This is a genomic window from Streptomyces sp. NPDC088747, from assembly GCF_044751025.1.
In the GTDB taxonomy this organism is placed as follows: Bacteria; Actinomycetota; Actinomycetes; order Streptomycetales; family Streptomycetaceae; genus Streptomyces.
Genome location: NZ_JBIVKZ010000020.1, coordinates 59,004 through 72,920 on the forward strand (window position 1 = coordinate 59,004; position 13,917 = coordinate 72,920).

Genomic DNA, 13,917 nt, shown 5'->3' on the forward strand with positions numbered 1-13,917 from the left:
CGAGCTGCGCGTGTGCCCCGGGGTCGTCCACGTCAGTCCAGGAGATTCCGCAACCGTGGCTTCCACGAACGACCTCAAGAACGGCCTGGTGCTCAAGCTCGACGGAGGCCAGCTCTGGTCCGTCGTCGAGTTCCAGCACGTCAAGCCCGGCAAGGGCCCGGCCTTCGTGCGCACCAAGCTGAAGAACGTGCTCTCCGGCAAGGTCGTCGACAAGACGTTCAACGCCGGCGTCAAGGTCGAGACGGCCACGATCGACAAGCGTGACATGCAGTTCTCGTACATGGACGGCGAGTACTTCGTCTTCATGGACATGGACACGTACGACCAGCTGATGGTCGACCGCAAGTCCGTCGGCGACGCCGCCAACTTCCTGATCGAGGGCTTCACCGCCACCGTCGCGCAGCACGAGGGCTCGGTGCTCTTCGTCGAGTTGCCGGCCGCCGTCGAGCTCGTCATCCAGGAGACCGAGCCCGGCGTCCAGGGCGACCGCTCCACCGGTGGCACCAAGCCCGCCACCCTGGAGACCGGCCACCAGATCAACGTGCCGCTCTTCATCACCACCGGTGAGAAGATCAAGGTCGACACCCGCACGAGCGACTACCTCGGCCGGGTGAACAGCTAACCGTGGCTGCCCGCAACACGGCCCGCAAGCGCGCCTTCCAGATCCTCTTCGAGGGTGACCAGCGCGACGCGGACGTCCTGACGGTCCTCGCGGACTGGATCCGGCTCTCCCGGTCCGACACCCGGCAGCCGCCGGTGAGTGAGTTCACGATGCAGCTGGTCGAGGGCTACGCCCCCAGGGCGAGGCGGATCGACGACCTGATCGCGCAGTACTCCGTCGGCTGGACGCTGGACAGGATGCCGGTGGTCGACCGCAACATCCTGCGCCTCGGTGCCTACGAGCTGATCTGGGTCGACGAGACCCCCGACGCCGTGGTGCTCGACGAGGCGGTCCAGCTCGCCAAGGAGTTCTCGACGGACGAGTCGCCCGCGTTCGTGAACGGCCTGCTGGGCCGCTTCAAGGACCTGAAGCCGTCGCTGCGCCGGGACGAGTCCCCGGCGTAGGGAACACCCGTACGTCAGTGACGAGGAACGCGCGAAAGCCAGAAAACGCCGGAGGGCCCGCAGCACGTCCGCTGCGGGCCCTCCGGCGTTCCGGTACCCGGGAGGTCTCCGCGGGCCGCAGAAAGCCGCCGGGGTGGCCGGAACGATGTGTTCCGGCCACCCCGGCGGCACGTTTCTGCTCAAGCGCTGGTTGGGATCAGCCCTCGTCGTGGGAGACCGCGCGACGCGCGTCCGCGTCCAGGACACCCCAGCTGATCAGCTGCTCGGTGAGGACCGAGGGCGACTGGTCGTAGATGACGGCGAGCGTGCGCAGGTCGTCCTGGCGGATCGACAGCACCTTGCCGTTGTAGTCACCGCGCTGCGACTGGATCGTCGCGGCGTAGCGCTGCAGCGGGCCGGCCTTCTCGGCAGGCACGTGGGCCAGCCGCTCCAGGTCCAGGACCAGCTTCGGCGGCGGCTCGGCGGCCCCGCCCGGAGTGGTGCCCGGCAGCAGCTCCTGCACCGGAACCCCGTAGAAGTCCGCGAGCTCGGCAAGACGCTGCACGGTGACGGCGCGGTCTCCGCGCTCGTACGAACCGACCACGACGGCCTTCCAGCGGCCCTGGGACTTCTCCTCGACGCCGTGGAGGGAAAGGCCCTGCTGGGTGCGGATGGCCCGGAGCTTGGCCCCGAGCTGTTTGGCGTATTCGCTGGACATATAGCTCCCCGGACGCTGTATCAACGTGCGGCTCGGCCGCGCGGCTGGTGACTCACTGTGAGGTTACGCAGCGTTACTCTGCCCCGTCAAGCCGAATGGTCCGGACCGGCTCTTCCGCGGGCGTCGCCGACGCCGGCTCGAAGGGGGGTGATCAGGCGCGTTGCGGGGCTGGTAGCGTGGATGGCGCAATTCCGACGTCCTTTAATGATCCGTCCCGTGAGGCGGAGAAGGAGGTCCGTTTCCTATGGACACCGAGCAGGACAAGCAGGACAAGCAGGATTACGAATCCGATGCGCGGCCGGTTCTCGAAGGCCCCGACATCGCGCGGGTGCTGACCCGCATCGCCCACGAGATCGTCGAGCGCGCCAAGGGTGCCGACGACGTGGTGCTCCTCGGCATTCCGACCCGGGGCGTCTTCCTCGCCCGGCGGCTCGCCGTGAAGCTGGCGGAGATCACCGGCCGCGGCATCCCCGTCGGCTCCCTCGACATCACCATGTACCGCGACGACCTGCGCATGCATCCGCCGCGAGCGCTGGCCCGTACGGAGATCCCGGCCGACGGCATCGACGGCCGCCTCGTCGTGCTCGTCGACGACGTGCTCTTCTCCGGCCGGACCATCCGCGCGGCGCTCGACGCGCTGAACGACATCGGCCGTCCGCGCGCGGTGCAGCTGGCGGTCCTGGTCGACCGCGGTCACCGTGAACTGCCCATCCGCGCCGACTACGTCGGCAAGAACCTCCCCACGTCGTTGCGGGAGACGGTCAAGGTCCAACTCGCCGAGGAGGACGGTCGCGACACCGTCCTGCTCGGGGCGAAGCGGACCTCCACGGGCGGCGAGCGGTAGCCACGCGTCGGCGTACGTCCCTGTCGTACGCCCTCGCGCCGCCGCGCGCCCGAATTCTCCCGCGAACTGAACTTCCTTACGGAGCCTGAAAGATGCAGCGTCATCTCATCTCGGCCGCCGACCTCACCCGCGACGACGCCGTCCTGATCCTCGACACCGCCGAGGAGATGGCCCGGGTCGCCGACCGGCCGATCAAGAAACTGCCGACCCTGCGCGGCCGCACCGTCGTCAACCTCTTCTTCGAGGACTCGACCCGCACCCGGATCTCCTTCGAGGCCGCCGAGAAGCGCCTCTCCGCGGACGTCATCAACTTCACCGCCAAGGGGTCGAGCGTCTCCAAGGGCGAGTCGCTCAAGGACACCGCCCAGACCCTGGAGGCCATGGGGGTCGACGCGGTCGTCATCCGGCACGGCGCCTCCGGAGCCCCGTACCGGCTCGCCACCTCCGGGTGGATCGACGCCGTCGTGATCAACGCGGGCGACGGCACCCACCAGCACCCCACGCAGGCCCTGCTCGACGCCTTCACCATGCGGCGCAGGCTGGTCGGCCGGGACGCGGGCATAGGGCAGGACCTGACCGGCAAGCGGATCACGCTCGTCGGCGACATCCTGCACAGCCGGGTCGCGCGCTCCAACGTCGACCTGCTGCACACCCTCGGCGCCGAGGTCACCCTCGTCGCCCCGCCCACCCTGGTGCCGGTCGGCGTGGAGACCTGGCCCTGCGAGGTCTCCTACGACCTCGACCGCACGCTCTCCAAGTCCGACGCCGTGATGCTGCTGCGTGTGCAGCGGGAGCGGATGAACGCGGCGTTCTTCCCCACCGAGCGCGAGTACTCGCGGCGCTACGGCCTCGACGGCGACCGGATGGCGAAGATGCCGGAGCACGCCATCGTGATGCACCCCGGCCCCATGGTGCGCGGGATGGAGATCACCGCCGAGGTGGCCGACTCGGACCGCTGCACCGTCGTCGAGCAGGTCGCCAACGGCGTCTCGATCCGGATGGCCGTCCTCTACCTGCTCCTTGGCGGCAACGAGCCCGCCGTCACCCACACCCGTACCGAGGAGAAGTAAGCACATGAGCAAGATCCTTATCCGTGGTGCGCGGGTGCTCGGCGGCGAGCCGCAGGACGTACTCATCGACGGCACGGTCATCGAGGCCGTCGGCACCGGGCTCTCTGACGAGGGCGCGGAAATCGTCGAGGCCGACGGCAAGGTGCTGCTGCCGGGCCTCGTCGACCTGCACACGCATCTGCGCGAGCCGGGCCGCGAGGACTCCGAGACCGTGCTGACCGGCACCCGGGCGGCGGCGAGCGGCGGCTACACCTCCGTGTTCGCCATGGCCAACACCTTCCCCGTCGCGGACACCGCCGGTGTCGTCGAGCAGGTCTACCGGCTCGGCCAGCAGCACGGCTACTGCGACGTGCAGCCCATCGGCGCCGTCACCGTGGGCCTGGAGGGCAGGAAGCTCGCCGAACTCGGCGCGATGCACGAGTCCGCGGCCGGCGTCACGGTCTTCTCGGACGACGGCAAGTGCGTGGACGACGCCGTGATCATGCGCCGGGCGCTGGAGTACGTGAAGGCCTTCGGCGGGGTCGTCGCGCAGCACGCGCAGGAGCCGCGGCTGACCGAGGGCGCCCAGATGAACGAGGGGGTCGTCTCCGCCGAGCTGGGCCTCGGCGGCTGGCCCGCGGTCGCCGAGGAGTCGATCATCGCCCGCGACGTGCTGCTCGCCGAGCACGTCGGGTCCCGCGTCCACATCTGCCACCTGTCGACCGCCGGGTCCGTCGAGATCGTCCGCTGGGCCAAGTCCCGCGGCATCGACGTCACCGCCGAGGTGACCCCGCACCACCTGCTCCTCACCGACGAACTGGCACGCACGTACAACCCGGTCTACAAGGTCAACCCGCCGCTGCGCACCGAACGTGACGTGCTGGCCCTGCGTCAGGCGCTCGCCGACGGCACGATCGACATCGTCGCCACCGACCACGCCCCGCACCCGCACGAGGACAAGGACTGCGAGTGGGCCGCCGCGGCCATGGGCATGGTGGGCCTGGAGACCGCGCTGTCCGTCGTGCAGCGGACGATGGTCGAGACCGGGCTGCTCGACTGGGCCGGTGTCGCGGACCGCATGTCCGTCAAGCCCGCCGAGATCGGCCGGGCCGTGGGGCACGGCCGTCCCGTCTCGGCAGGTGAGCCCGCCAACCTCACGCTGGTCGACACCGAATACCGTGGAGCCGTGGACCCCGCGGGCTTCGCCTCGCGCAGCCGCAACACCCCCTACGAGGGCCGTGAGCTGCCGGGCCGTGTCACGCACACCTGGCTCCGGGGCAAGGCCACCCTCGTGGACGGGAAGCTCGCGTGACACCTCAGATGATGATCGCCGCCGAACAGAAGTCGGCGGAAGTGACCGACTGGGCCGCCCGCATCGGCTGGCTCGTCGGCCTCGCCCTCTTCGTCGCGCTCCTCTACTGGCTGATGCGCGAGGGCTGGAAGTGGCGCGGGACCCTCCAGGGCGACCTGCCGGAGCTGCCCACCGCGCCGTCCGAGCCCGGTCCGGTGAGACTTGAACTGACCGGCCGCTACCACGGCTCCACCACCGCAGGGCAGTGGCTGGACCGGATCGTCGCGCACGGTCTGGGTACCCGCAGCCGGGTCGCGCTGACGCTGACGGACGCGGGCCTGGACGTCGTACGGCCGGGAGCCGCCGACTTCTTCGTCCCGGTCGCGCAGCTCCGTGAGGCACGGCTCGACAAGGGCATCGCGGGCAAGGTCCTCACCGAGGGCGGACTGCTCGTCGTCACCTGGGCGCACGGCGACAGGCTGATCGACTCGGGGTTCCGCTCCGACCGCGCGGCCGAGCACAACGAATGGGTCGACACCCTGAACAACATGATCGACACGAGTGACCAGAGCATCGACACGGAAGGCGCACGATGACCACCTCCACCCGGGGAGCCGCGAAGGTTCCCGCCGTACTCGTCCTGGAGGACGGCCGGGTCTTCCGCGGCCGTGCGTACGGGGCCGTGGGGGAGACCTTCGGCGAAGCGGTGTTCTCCACCGGCATGACCGGCTACCAGGAGACCCTCACCGACCCGTCGTACCACCGCCAGGTCGTCGTGATGACCTCCCCGCACGTCGGCAACACCGGCGTGAACGACGAGGACCCCGAGTCGAAGCGGATCTGGGTCGCCGGATACGTCGTACGGGATCCCGCGCGCGTGACCTCCAGCTGGCGCTCCCGGCGCTCGCTGGACGAGGAACTGCGCGACCAGGGCGTCGTCGGCATCAGCGGCATCGACACCCGGGCGCTCACCCGGCACCTGCGTGAGCGCGGCGCCATGCGCGTCGGCATCTTCTCCGGCGCGGCGCTGCCCGACGAGGGCACCATGCTGGCCGAGGTCCGCCGGGCGCCCGAGATGAAGGGCGCGAACCTCGCCGCCGAGGTCGCCACCAAGGAGACGTACGTCGTCCCCGCGATCGGCGAGAAGAAGTACACCGTCGCCGCCGTCGACCTGGGCATCAAGGGCATGACCCCGCACCGGATGGCCGAGCGCGGCATCGAGGTGCACGTGCTGCCCGCGACGGCCACCGCCGAGGACGTCTTCGCCGTGAACCCCGACGGGGTGTTCTTCTCGAACGGTCCCGGCGACCCGGCGACCGCCGACGGCCCGGTCTCCGTCATGCGGGAAGTGCTCGCGCGCCGGACGCCGCTCTTCGGCATCTGCTTCGGCAACCAGATCCTGGGCCGCGCGCTCGGCTTCGGCACCTACAAGCTGAAGTACGGCCACCGCGGTATCAACCAGCCGGTGCAGGACCGTACGACCGGCAAGGTCGAGGTCACCGCGCACAACCACGGCTTCGCCGTCGACGCGCCGCTCGACAAGGTGTCCGACACCCCCTACGGCCGCGCCGAGGTCTCCCACGTCTGCCTGAACGACCAGGTCGTCGAGGGGCTTCAGCTGCTCGACCAGCCGGCCTTCAGCGTCCAGTACCACCCCGAGGCGGCGGCGGGCCCGCACGACGCGGCCTACCTGTTCGACCGCTTCGTAGAGCTCATGGCAGAAAAGGGAGCCCAGCGTGCCTAAGCGCACCGATATCCAGTCCGTCCTGGTCATCGGCTCCGGCCCGATCGTCATCGGCCAGGCCGCCGAGTTCGACTACTCCGGCACCCAGGCGTGCCGCGTCCTGCGCGCCGAGGGACTGCGGGTGATCCTGGTCAACTCCAACCCGGCGACGATCATGACCGACCCGGAGATCGCCGACGCCACCTACGTCGAGCCGATCACCCCGGAGTTCGTCGAGAAGATCATCGCCAAGGAGCGGCCGGACGCGCTGCTGCCCACCCTGGGCGGTCAGACGGCGCTGAACACCGCCATCTCCATGCACGAGCAGGGCGTGCTGGAGAAGTACGGCGTCGAGCTGATCGGCGCCAACGTCGAGGCGATCAACAAGGGTGAGGACCGCGACCTCTTCAAGGGTGTCGTCGAGGCCGTCCGCCAGAAGATCGGGCACGGCGAGTCCGCCCGCTCCGTGATCTGCCACTCCATGGACGAGGTCATCGAGGGCGTGGAGACGCTCGGCGGCTATCCGGTCGTCGTCCGCCCCTCCTTCACCATGGGCGGCGCCGGTTCCGGCTTCGCGCACGACGAGGGGGAACTGCGCCGCATCGCCGGGCAGGGCCTTACGCTCTCGCCGACCACCGAGGTGCTCATCGAGGAGTCCATCCTCGGCTGGAAGGAGTACGAGCTGGAGCTGATGCGCGACCGGAACGACAACGTCGTGGTCGTCTGCTCCATCGAGAACTTCGACCCGATGGGCGTGCACACCGGCGACTCGATCACCGTCGCGCCCTCGATGACGCTGACCGACCGCGAGTACCAGCGCCTGCGCGACATCGGCATCGCGATCATCCGCGAGGTCGGCGTCGACACCGGCGGCTGCAACATCCAGTTCGCGGTGAACCCCGAGGACGGCCGGATCATCGTCATCGAGATGAACCCGCGTGTGTCGCGTTCCTCGGCTCTCGCCTCCAAGGCGACCGGCTTCCCGATCGCCAAGATCGCGGCCAAGCTCGCCGTCGGCTACACGCTCGACGAGATCCCGAACGACATCACGGAGAAGACCCCGGCGTCCTTCGAGCCGACGCTCGACTACGTCGTCGTGAAGGCCCCGCGGTTCGCCTTCGAGAAGTTCCCGTCCGCCGACTCGACGCTGACCACGACCATGAAGTCGGTCGGCGAGGCCATGGCGATCGGCCGCAACTTCACCGAGGCGCTGCAGAAGGCGCTGCGCTCGCTGGAGAAGAAGGGCAGCCAGTTCACCTTCGTCGGCGAGCCAGGCGACAAGGCCCTTCTCCTGGAAGAGGCCGTGCGGCCGACCGACGGGCGCATCAACTCCGTCATGCAGGCCATCCGCGCGGGCGCCACGCCCGAGGAGGTCTTCGAGTTCACGAAGATCGACCCGTGGTTCGTCGACCAGCTGTTCCTGATCAAGGAGACCGCGGACGAGCTGGCCGCCGCCGACAAGCTGGACCCCCAACTGCTGGCGGACGCCAAGCGGCACGGGTTCTCCGACGCGCAGATCGCCGAGATCCGCGGGCTCCGCGAGGACGTCGTCCGCGAGGTGCGGCACGCGCTCGGCATCCGCCCGGTCTACAAGACGGTCGACACGTGCGCCGCCGAGTTCGCGGCGAAGACGCCGTACTTCTACTCCTCCTACGACGAGGAGACGGAGGTCGCCCCGCGCGAGAAGCCGGCCGTCATCATCCTGGGCTCGGGACCCAACCGCATCGGCCAGGGCATCGAGTTCGACTACTCCTGCGTCCACGCCTCCTTCGCGCTCAGCGACGCCGGCTACGAGACCGTGATGGTCAACTGCAACCCCGAGACCGTCTCCACGGACTACGACACCTCCGACCGCCTGTACTTCGAGCCGCTGACGCTGGAGGACGTGCTGGAGATCGTCCACGCGGAGACGCTGGCCGGTCCGGTCGCGGGTGTGATCGTGCAGCTCGGCGGCCAGACACCGCTCGGCCTCTCGCAGGCGCTCAAGGACAACGGCGTGCCGGTCGTGGGCACTTCGCCCGAGGCCATCCACGCCGCCGAGGACCGCGGCGCCTTCGGACGGGTCCTCGCGGAGGCCGGCCTGCCCGCGCCCAAGCACGGCACCGCCACCACCTTCGCCGAGGCCAAGGCCATCGCCGACGAGATCGGCTACCCCGTCCTGGTACGTCCCTCGTACGTGCTCGGCGGACGCGGCATGGAGATCGTGTACGACGAGACGCGGCTGTCCTCCTACATCGCCGAGTCGACCGAGATCAGCCCCTCCCGGCCGGTCCTCGTCGACCGGTTCCTGGACGACGCGATCGAGATCGACGTCGACGCGCTGTACGACGGCGAGGAGTTGTACCTCGGCGGCGTCATGGAGCACATCGAGGAGGCCGGGATCCACTCCGGCGACTCGGCGTGCGCGCTGCCGCCGATCACCCTCGGCGGGTTCGACATCAAGAGGCTGCGGGCCTCGACCGAGGCCATCGCCAAGGGCGTCGGCGTACGCGGACTCATCAACATCCAGTTCGCGCTGGCCGGGGACATCCTGTACGTCCTCGAAGCCAACCCGCGCGCCTCGCGCACCGTCCCCTTCACCTCGAAGGCGACCGCGGTGCCGCTGGCCAAGGCCGCCGCCCGCATCTCGCTGGGCGCGACCGTCGCCCAACTGCGGTCCGAGGGGCTGCTCCCGGCCAACGGCGACGGCGGCACGCTGCCGCTCGACGCGCCGATCTCCGTCAAGGAGGCCGTCATGCCGTGGTCGCGCTTCCGCGACATCCACGGCCGCGGCGTCGACACGGTGCTCGGCCCGGAGATGCGCTCCACCGGTGAAGTCATGGGCATCGACTCGGTGTTCGGCACGGCGTACGCCAAGTCCCAGGCGGGGGCGTACGGTCCGCTGCCGACCAAGGGCCGCGCCTTCATCTCCGTCGCCAACCGCGACAAGCGCTCGATGATCTTCCCGGCGCGTGAACTGGTCGCCCACGGCTTCGAGTTGCTCGCCACGTCCGGCACGGCCGAGGTGCTCAGGCGCAACGGCCTCAACGCCACCGTCGTACGCAAGCAGAGCGAGGGCGTGGGTCCCGACGGCGAGAAGACCATCGTCCAGCTCATCCACGACGGCCAGGTCGACCTGATCGTCAACACGCCGTACGGCACCGGCGGCCGGCTCGACGGCTACGAGATCCGTACGGCGGCCGTCGCGCGGTCCGTGCCGTGCCTGACGACGGTTCAGGCGCTCGCCGCCGCCGTCCAGGGCATCGACGCGCTCAACCGCGGTGACGTGGGCGTGCGTTCGCTCCAGGAACACGCCGAGCATCTGACCGCGGCCCGCGACTAGCGGCCTTCGAGGGGGACACCGGAAACGGTGTCCCTCTCTTCGTGAGGACTCCAGTCTTCGTGAGGACACCCATGTACAAGATCTTCTTCAACCTCGTCTTCAAACGCATGGACCCCGAGCGGGCCCACCACCTGGCCTTCCGCTGGATCCGCCTCGCCGCCCGCGTCCCCGTGCTGCGCACCTTCGTCGCGGCCGTGCTCGCTCCCCGCCACGAGGAACTGCGCACCGAGGCGTTCGGCCTGCGGATGCACGGCCCGTTCGGGCTCGCCGCCGGCTTCGACAAGAACGCCGTGGCGATCGACGGGATGTCGATGCTCGGCTTCGACCACGTCGAGATCGGCACCGTCACCGGGGAGCCGCAGCCAGGCAATCCCAGGAAACGGCTGTTCAGGCTCGTGCCGGACCGGGCGCTGATCAACCGCATGGGATTCAACAACGAGGGTTCCGCGGCCGTCTCCGGGCGGCTTGAAGCCCGTACGCCCGTCTTCAGGACCGTCGTGGGCGTCAACATCGGCAAGACCAAGGCCGTACCGGAGGAGGAGGCCGTCGGCGACTACGTGAAGTCGACCGAGCGGCTGGCCCGGCACGCCGACTACCTCGTGGTCAACGTGAGCTCGCCGAACACCCCCGGGCTGCGCAACCTCCAGGCCACACAGGCGCTCAGGCCGCTGCTCAGCGCCGTCCGGGAGGCCGCCGACCGCGCGGTCACCGACCGCCGGGTGCCCCTCCTGGTCAAGATCGCGCCCGACCTCGCCGACGACGACATCGACGCGGTCGCCGACCTCGCCGTGGAACTCGGCCTGGACGGGATCATCGCCACGAACACCACCATCGCGCGCGAGGGGCTGGGTCTGACGTCCCCGCCCTCGCTGGTCAAGGAGGCCGGCGGGCTCTCCGGCGCGCCGCTGAAGGCCCGCTCCCTGGAGGTGCTGCGCCGGCTCTACGCGCGCGTGGGCGACCGGATCACCCTGGTGGGCGTCGGCGGCATCGAGAACGCCGAGGACGCCTGGCAGCGCATCCTGGCCGGCGCCACGCTGGTCCAGGGCTACAGCGCCTTCGTCTACGAGGGCCCGTTCTGGACCCGCGCCATCCACAAGGGGCTGGCCGCCCGCCTCGGCACGAGCCCGTACGCCACCCTCGCCGACGCGGTCGGCGCCGACGTGAGGAAGCCCGTATGACCCCGGAACCCTTTGGCGCGCGCCTGCGCCGTGCGATGGACGAGCGGGGCCCGCTGTGCGTCGGCATCGACCCGCACGCCTCACTGCTCGCCGAGTGGGGCCTCGCCGACGATGTCGCGGGGCTGGAGCGCTTCAGCCGCACGGTCGTGGAGGCGCTGGCCGACCGGGTCGCCGTCCTGAAACCGCAGAGCGCGTTCTTCGAGCGCTTCGGGTCCCGCGGCATCGCCGTACTGGAGGAGTCGGTACGGGAGGCGCGCGAGGCCGGGGCGCTGGTCGTGATGGACGCCAAGCGCGGGGACATCGGCTCGACCATGGCCGCGTACGCGGAGACCTTCCTGCGCGAGGACGCGCCGCTGTTCTCGGACGCGCTGACCGTGTCGCCGTACCTGGGCTACGGCTCGCTGAAGCCGGCGGTCGAGCTGGCCCGTGAGAACGGGGCGGGCCTCTTCGTCCTCGCGCTCACCTCCAACCCGGAGGGCGGCGAGGTGCAGCACGCCGTGCGCGCCGACGGCCGCGATGTCGGGGCGACGATGCTGGCCCACCTCGCCGCCGAGAACGCGCGGGAGACGCCCCTGGGCTCCTTCGGCGCGGTGGTGGGTGCCACGCTGGGCGATCTCTCCTCGTACGACCTGGACATCAACGGGCCGATCCTCGCGCCCGGAATCGGCGCGCAGGGTGCCACCGCGGCCGATCTGGCGGGCGTCTTCGGCGCGGCGGTGCGCAATGTCGTCCCGAACGTCAGCCGGGGTGTTCTACGTCACGGTCCGGACGTCATCGCGCTGCGGGAGGCGGCGGCGGGCTTCGCCGAGGAGATCAGGGTCGCGGTGACGGCCGCCTGAGCCGTCCGGAGGCCCGTGGGAGACCGCCGGCGGTCCGTCGGCGGACCGCGGGCAGCCCTTTCCCGGACCGTCCGCGAGCCTTCACCGGACAGCGGACGGTCCTTCCTCGGACCGTCCGCGGGTCTTCACGGGACAGCCGACGGCCCTTCTGCGGACCGTCTGCGGGCCTTCACCGGACAGCCGACGGTCCTTCCGCGGACCGTCGGCGGCCCATTCCCGGACCGTCTGGGGCCCTTTCCAGGGCCGTCGGTGGCCGCTTCTCGGTCCGTCGGCGCTCTCCGGGAGTCCTTCGGCGGGTGTATTCGGAGGCCCTCGATCCTGGATACATCCTCAAATCCAGGGCAGTTTGTCGGAAATGTCTGGCTCCAGGGAGGCTGACCAGGACTTTTCCGCTGTTCTCGCTGACTCTGGCGCACTTGCCCGCTAGTCTCCGACGAGTGGGGGCCCCTCCCGCCCTGTCAGGGCAGTGGGGGACAACGGGCAAGCGTGTTGCTCGCGGCTCCCCAGGTGTGGGGCGACTAGGTTCCTCACCGGTCCGTATCCGACAGTTCGACATCCGAGGTGACGTAGGCGTGGCTCTTCCGCCCCTTACCCCTGAACAGCGCGCAGCCGCGCTCGAAAAGGCCGCCGCGGCTCGCCGGGAGCGGGCCGAGGTCAAGAATCGACTCAAGCACTCCGGCGCCTCCCTTCACGAGGTCATCAAGCAGGGTCAGGAGAACGACGTCATCGGCAAGATGAAGGTCTCCGCTCTCCTTGAGTCCCTGCCGGGCGTGGGCAAGGTCCGCGCCAAGCAGATCATGGAGCGACTCGGGATCTCCGAAAGCCGTCGTGTACGCGGCCTCGGCTCGAACCAGATCGCCTCCCTGGAGCGTGAGTTCGGCGGCTCGGGCGCCTGAGTTCTGGGCATCCCGGGATTGCTGGAATAATCGCTGCATGAGTGAACGTCCGCGGCTGACCGTGCTCTCCGGCCCCTCAGGGGTCGGCAAGAGCACGGTCGTCGCTCATATGCGCAAGGAACACCCCGAGGTCTGGCTCTCCGTGTCGGCGACGACGCGCAGGCCGCGCCCCGGTGAGAAGCATGGAGTCCACTACTTCTTCGTCAGTGACGAGGAGATGGACAAGCTGATCGCCAACGGCGAGCTCCTGGAGTGGGCCGAATTCGCCGGCAACCGCTACGGGACCCCGCGTGCCGCCGTTCTGGAACACCTGGAGACGGGTGTACCGGTTCTCCTGGAGATCGACCTCCAGGGCGCCCGGCAGGTCCGCGAGTCCATGCCGGAGGCCCTGCTCGTGTTCCTGGCTCCGCCCTCCTGGGAGGAACTGGTGCGCAGGCTCACCGGCCGGGGCACCGAACCGCCCGAGGTGATCGAGCGCCGCCTGGAGGCGGCCAAGATCGAACTGGCGGCCGAGACCGAGTTCGACGTCACCCTTGTCAACACCTCCGTCGAGGATGTAGCACGTGAGCTGCTAGCCTTGATGGAAGTTGTTTGATCTTTCAGGTCTTTTTCCCTTTTCGGAAGGCAGAGCGTGTCCTCTTCCATCACCGCTCCCGAGGGCATCATCAACCCTCCGATCGACGAGCTCCTCGAGGCCACCGACTCGAAGTACAGCCTGGTGATCTACGCGGCCAAGCGCGCCCGTCAGATCAACGCGTACTACTCGCAGCTCGGTGAGGGCCTCCTCGAGTACGTCGGTCCCCTGGTGGACACCCACGTCCACGAGAAGCCGCTCTCTATCGCCCTGCGCGAGATCAACGCGGGTCTGCTGACCTCCGAGGCCGTCGAGGGCCCCGCTCAGTAGGCGCTGCGCTCGTCGTTCTTCGTAGTTCTTCTTCATCCCGGGCCCGGCAGCGCGACTGTCGGGCCTGTGGTGTGTCATGGGACCGTCCGGCCCGGAGTTCTTCGGCGTC

Annotated in this window: 14 protein-coding genes; 13 read left to right on the forward strand and 1 reads right to left on the reverse strand. The window is 69.5% G+C overall.

From position 1 onward, the window contains the following. The first annotated feature begins 55 nt into the window (after positions 1-55). Positions 56-622, forward strand: coding sequence for an elongation factor P (gene efp, locus ACIP79_RS35365; protein WP_266824751.1), 567 nt, complete (start codon positions 56-58; stop codon positions 620-622). Between the two features lie 2 nt (positions 623-624). Continuing rightward, positions 625-1,065: a transcription antitermination factor NusB gene (gene nusB, locus ACIP79_RS35370; protein ID WP_383686837.1), complete on the forward strand. Its 441-nt coding sequence runs from the start codon at positions 625-627 to the stop codon at positions 1,063-1,065. 196 nt (positions 1,066-1,261) lie between these two features. Here the strand turns inward: nusB and bldD are convergent, their stop codons facing one another. Further along, positions 1,262-1,762, reverse strand: coding sequence for a transcriptional regulator BldD (gene bldD / locus ACIP79_RS35375; protein WP_067366005.1), 501 nt, complete (start codon positions 1,760-1,762; stop codon positions 1,262-1,264). Between the two features lie 244 nt (positions 1,763-2,006). Between bldD and pyrR the strand changes: the two genes are divergently transcribed. The 11 genes from pyrR to rpoZ all read left to right on the forward strand — a co-directional run bounded on the left by pyrR (position 2,007) and on the right by rpoZ (position 13,808). Next, a complete protein-coding gene (gene pyrR, locus ACIP79_RS35380) occupies positions 2,007-2,606 on the forward strand; it encodes a bifunctional pyr operon transcriptional regulator/uracil phosphoribosyltransferase PyrR (protein WP_401230191.1) in 600 nt (199 codons plus the stop codon). 92 nt (positions 2,607-2,698) lie between these two features. Further along, positions 2,699-3,676, forward strand: coding sequence for an aspartate carbamoyltransferase catalytic subunit (locus ACIP79_RS35385; protein WP_383688794.1), 978 nt, complete (start codon positions 2,699-2,701; stop codon positions 3,674-3,676). 4 nt (positions 3,677-3,680) lie between these two features. Next, the gene (locus tag ACIP79_RS35390) at positions 3,681-4,967 is read left to right on the forward strand and encodes a dihydroorotase (RefSeq protein WP_383688793.1); all 1,287 of its coding nucleotides are present in this window, start codon (positions 3,681-3,683) and stop codon (positions 4,965-4,967) included. After that, on the forward strand, positions 4,964-5,542 hold the full coding sequence (locus ACIP79_RS35395; RefSeq protein WP_401230195.1) for a hypothetical protein: 579 nt from the start codon (positions 4,964-4,966) through the stop codon (positions 5,540-5,542). The genes ACIP79_RS35390 and ACIP79_RS35395 overlap by 4 nt, the downstream gene beginning before the upstream one ends. Then, positions 5,539-6,690 carry a glutamine-hydrolyzing carbamoyl-phosphate synthase small subunit gene (carA, locus tag ACIP79_RS35400; protein WP_401230197.1) on the forward strand — a complete coding sequence of 384 codons (1,152 nt, stop codon included), beginning with the start codon at positions 5,539-5,541 and terminating at the stop codon, positions 6,688-6,690. The genes ACIP79_RS35395 and carA overlap by 4 nt, the downstream gene beginning before the upstream one ends. Further along, a complete protein-coding gene (gene carB, locus ACIP79_RS35405; RefSeq protein ID WP_401230200.1) occupies positions 6,683-9,991 on the forward strand; it encodes a carbamoyl-phosphate synthase large subunit in 3,309 nt (1,102 codons plus the stop codon). Before carA ends, carB begins: the two co-directional genes overlap by 8 nt. Before the next feature lie 71 nt (positions 9,992-10,062). After that, positions 10,063-11,169, forward strand: a complete 1,107-nt coding sequence (locus tag ACIP79_RS35410; RefSeq protein WP_401230425.1) for a quinone-dependent dihydroorotate dehydrogenase — start codon at positions 10,063-10,065, stop codon at positions 11,167-11,169. Further along, entirely contained in the window at positions 11,166-12,008 is an 843-nt protein-coding gene (gene pyrF, locus ACIP79_RS35415; protein ID WP_401230203.1) for an orotidine-5'-phosphate decarboxylase, read from the forward strand. Before ACIP79_RS35410 ends, pyrF begins: the two co-directional genes overlap by 4 nt. 572 nt (positions 12,009-12,580) lie before the next feature. Then, the gene (locus ACIP79_RS35420) at positions 12,581-12,904 is read left to right on the forward strand and encodes an integration host factor (RefSeq protein ID WP_016638838.1); all 324 of its coding nucleotides are present in this window, start codon (positions 12,581-12,583) and stop codon (positions 12,902-12,904) included. Between the two features lie 37 nt (positions 12,905-12,941). Further along, positions 12,942-13,499 (forward strand): guanylate kinase, encoded by a 558-nt coding sequence (gene gmk, locus ACIP79_RS35425; protein WP_383687219.1) that lies wholly within the window; start codon positions 12,942-12,944, stop codon positions 13,497-13,499. Between the two features lie 36 nt (positions 13,500-13,535). After that, positions 13,536-13,808, forward strand: coding sequence for a DNA-directed RNA polymerase subunit omega (gene rpoZ / locus ACIP79_RS35430; protein ID WP_003982715.1), 273 nt, complete (start codon positions 13,536-13,538; stop codon positions 13,806-13,808). Positions 13,809-13,917 lie beyond the last annotated feature (109 nt).

Coding starts and splice junctions, on each gene's coding strand:
- pyrR (WP_401230191.1), top strand. CDS start 2,007: ATGGACACCGAGCAGGACAAGCAGGACAAGCAGGATTACGAATCCGAT.
- carA (WP_401230197.1), top strand. CDS start 5,539: ATGACCACCTCCACCCGGGGAGCCGCGAAGGTTCCCGCCGTACTCGTC.
- ACIP79_RS35390 (WP_383688793.1), top strand. CDS start 3,681: ATGAGCAAGATCCTTATCCGTGGTGCGCGGGTGCTCGGCGGCGAGCCG.
- pyrF (WP_401230203.1), top strand. CDS start 11,166: ATGACCCCGGAACCCTTTGGCGCGCGCCTGCGCCGTGCGATGGACGAG.
- gmk (WP_383687219.1), top strand. CDS start 12,942: ATGAGTGAACGTCCGCGGCTGACCGTGCTCTCCGGCCCCTCAGGGGTC.
- bldD (WP_067366005.1), bottom strand. CDS start 1,762: ATGTCCAGCGAATACGCCAAACAGCTCGGGGCCAAGCTCCGGGCCATC.
- ACIP79_RS35385 (WP_383688794.1), top strand. CDS start 2,699: ATGCAGCGTCATCTCATCTCGGCCGCCGACCTCACCCGCGACGACGCC.
- ACIP79_RS35410 (WP_401230425.1), top strand. CDS start 10,063: ATGTACAAGATCTTCTTCAACCTCGTCTTCAAACGCATGGACCCCGAG.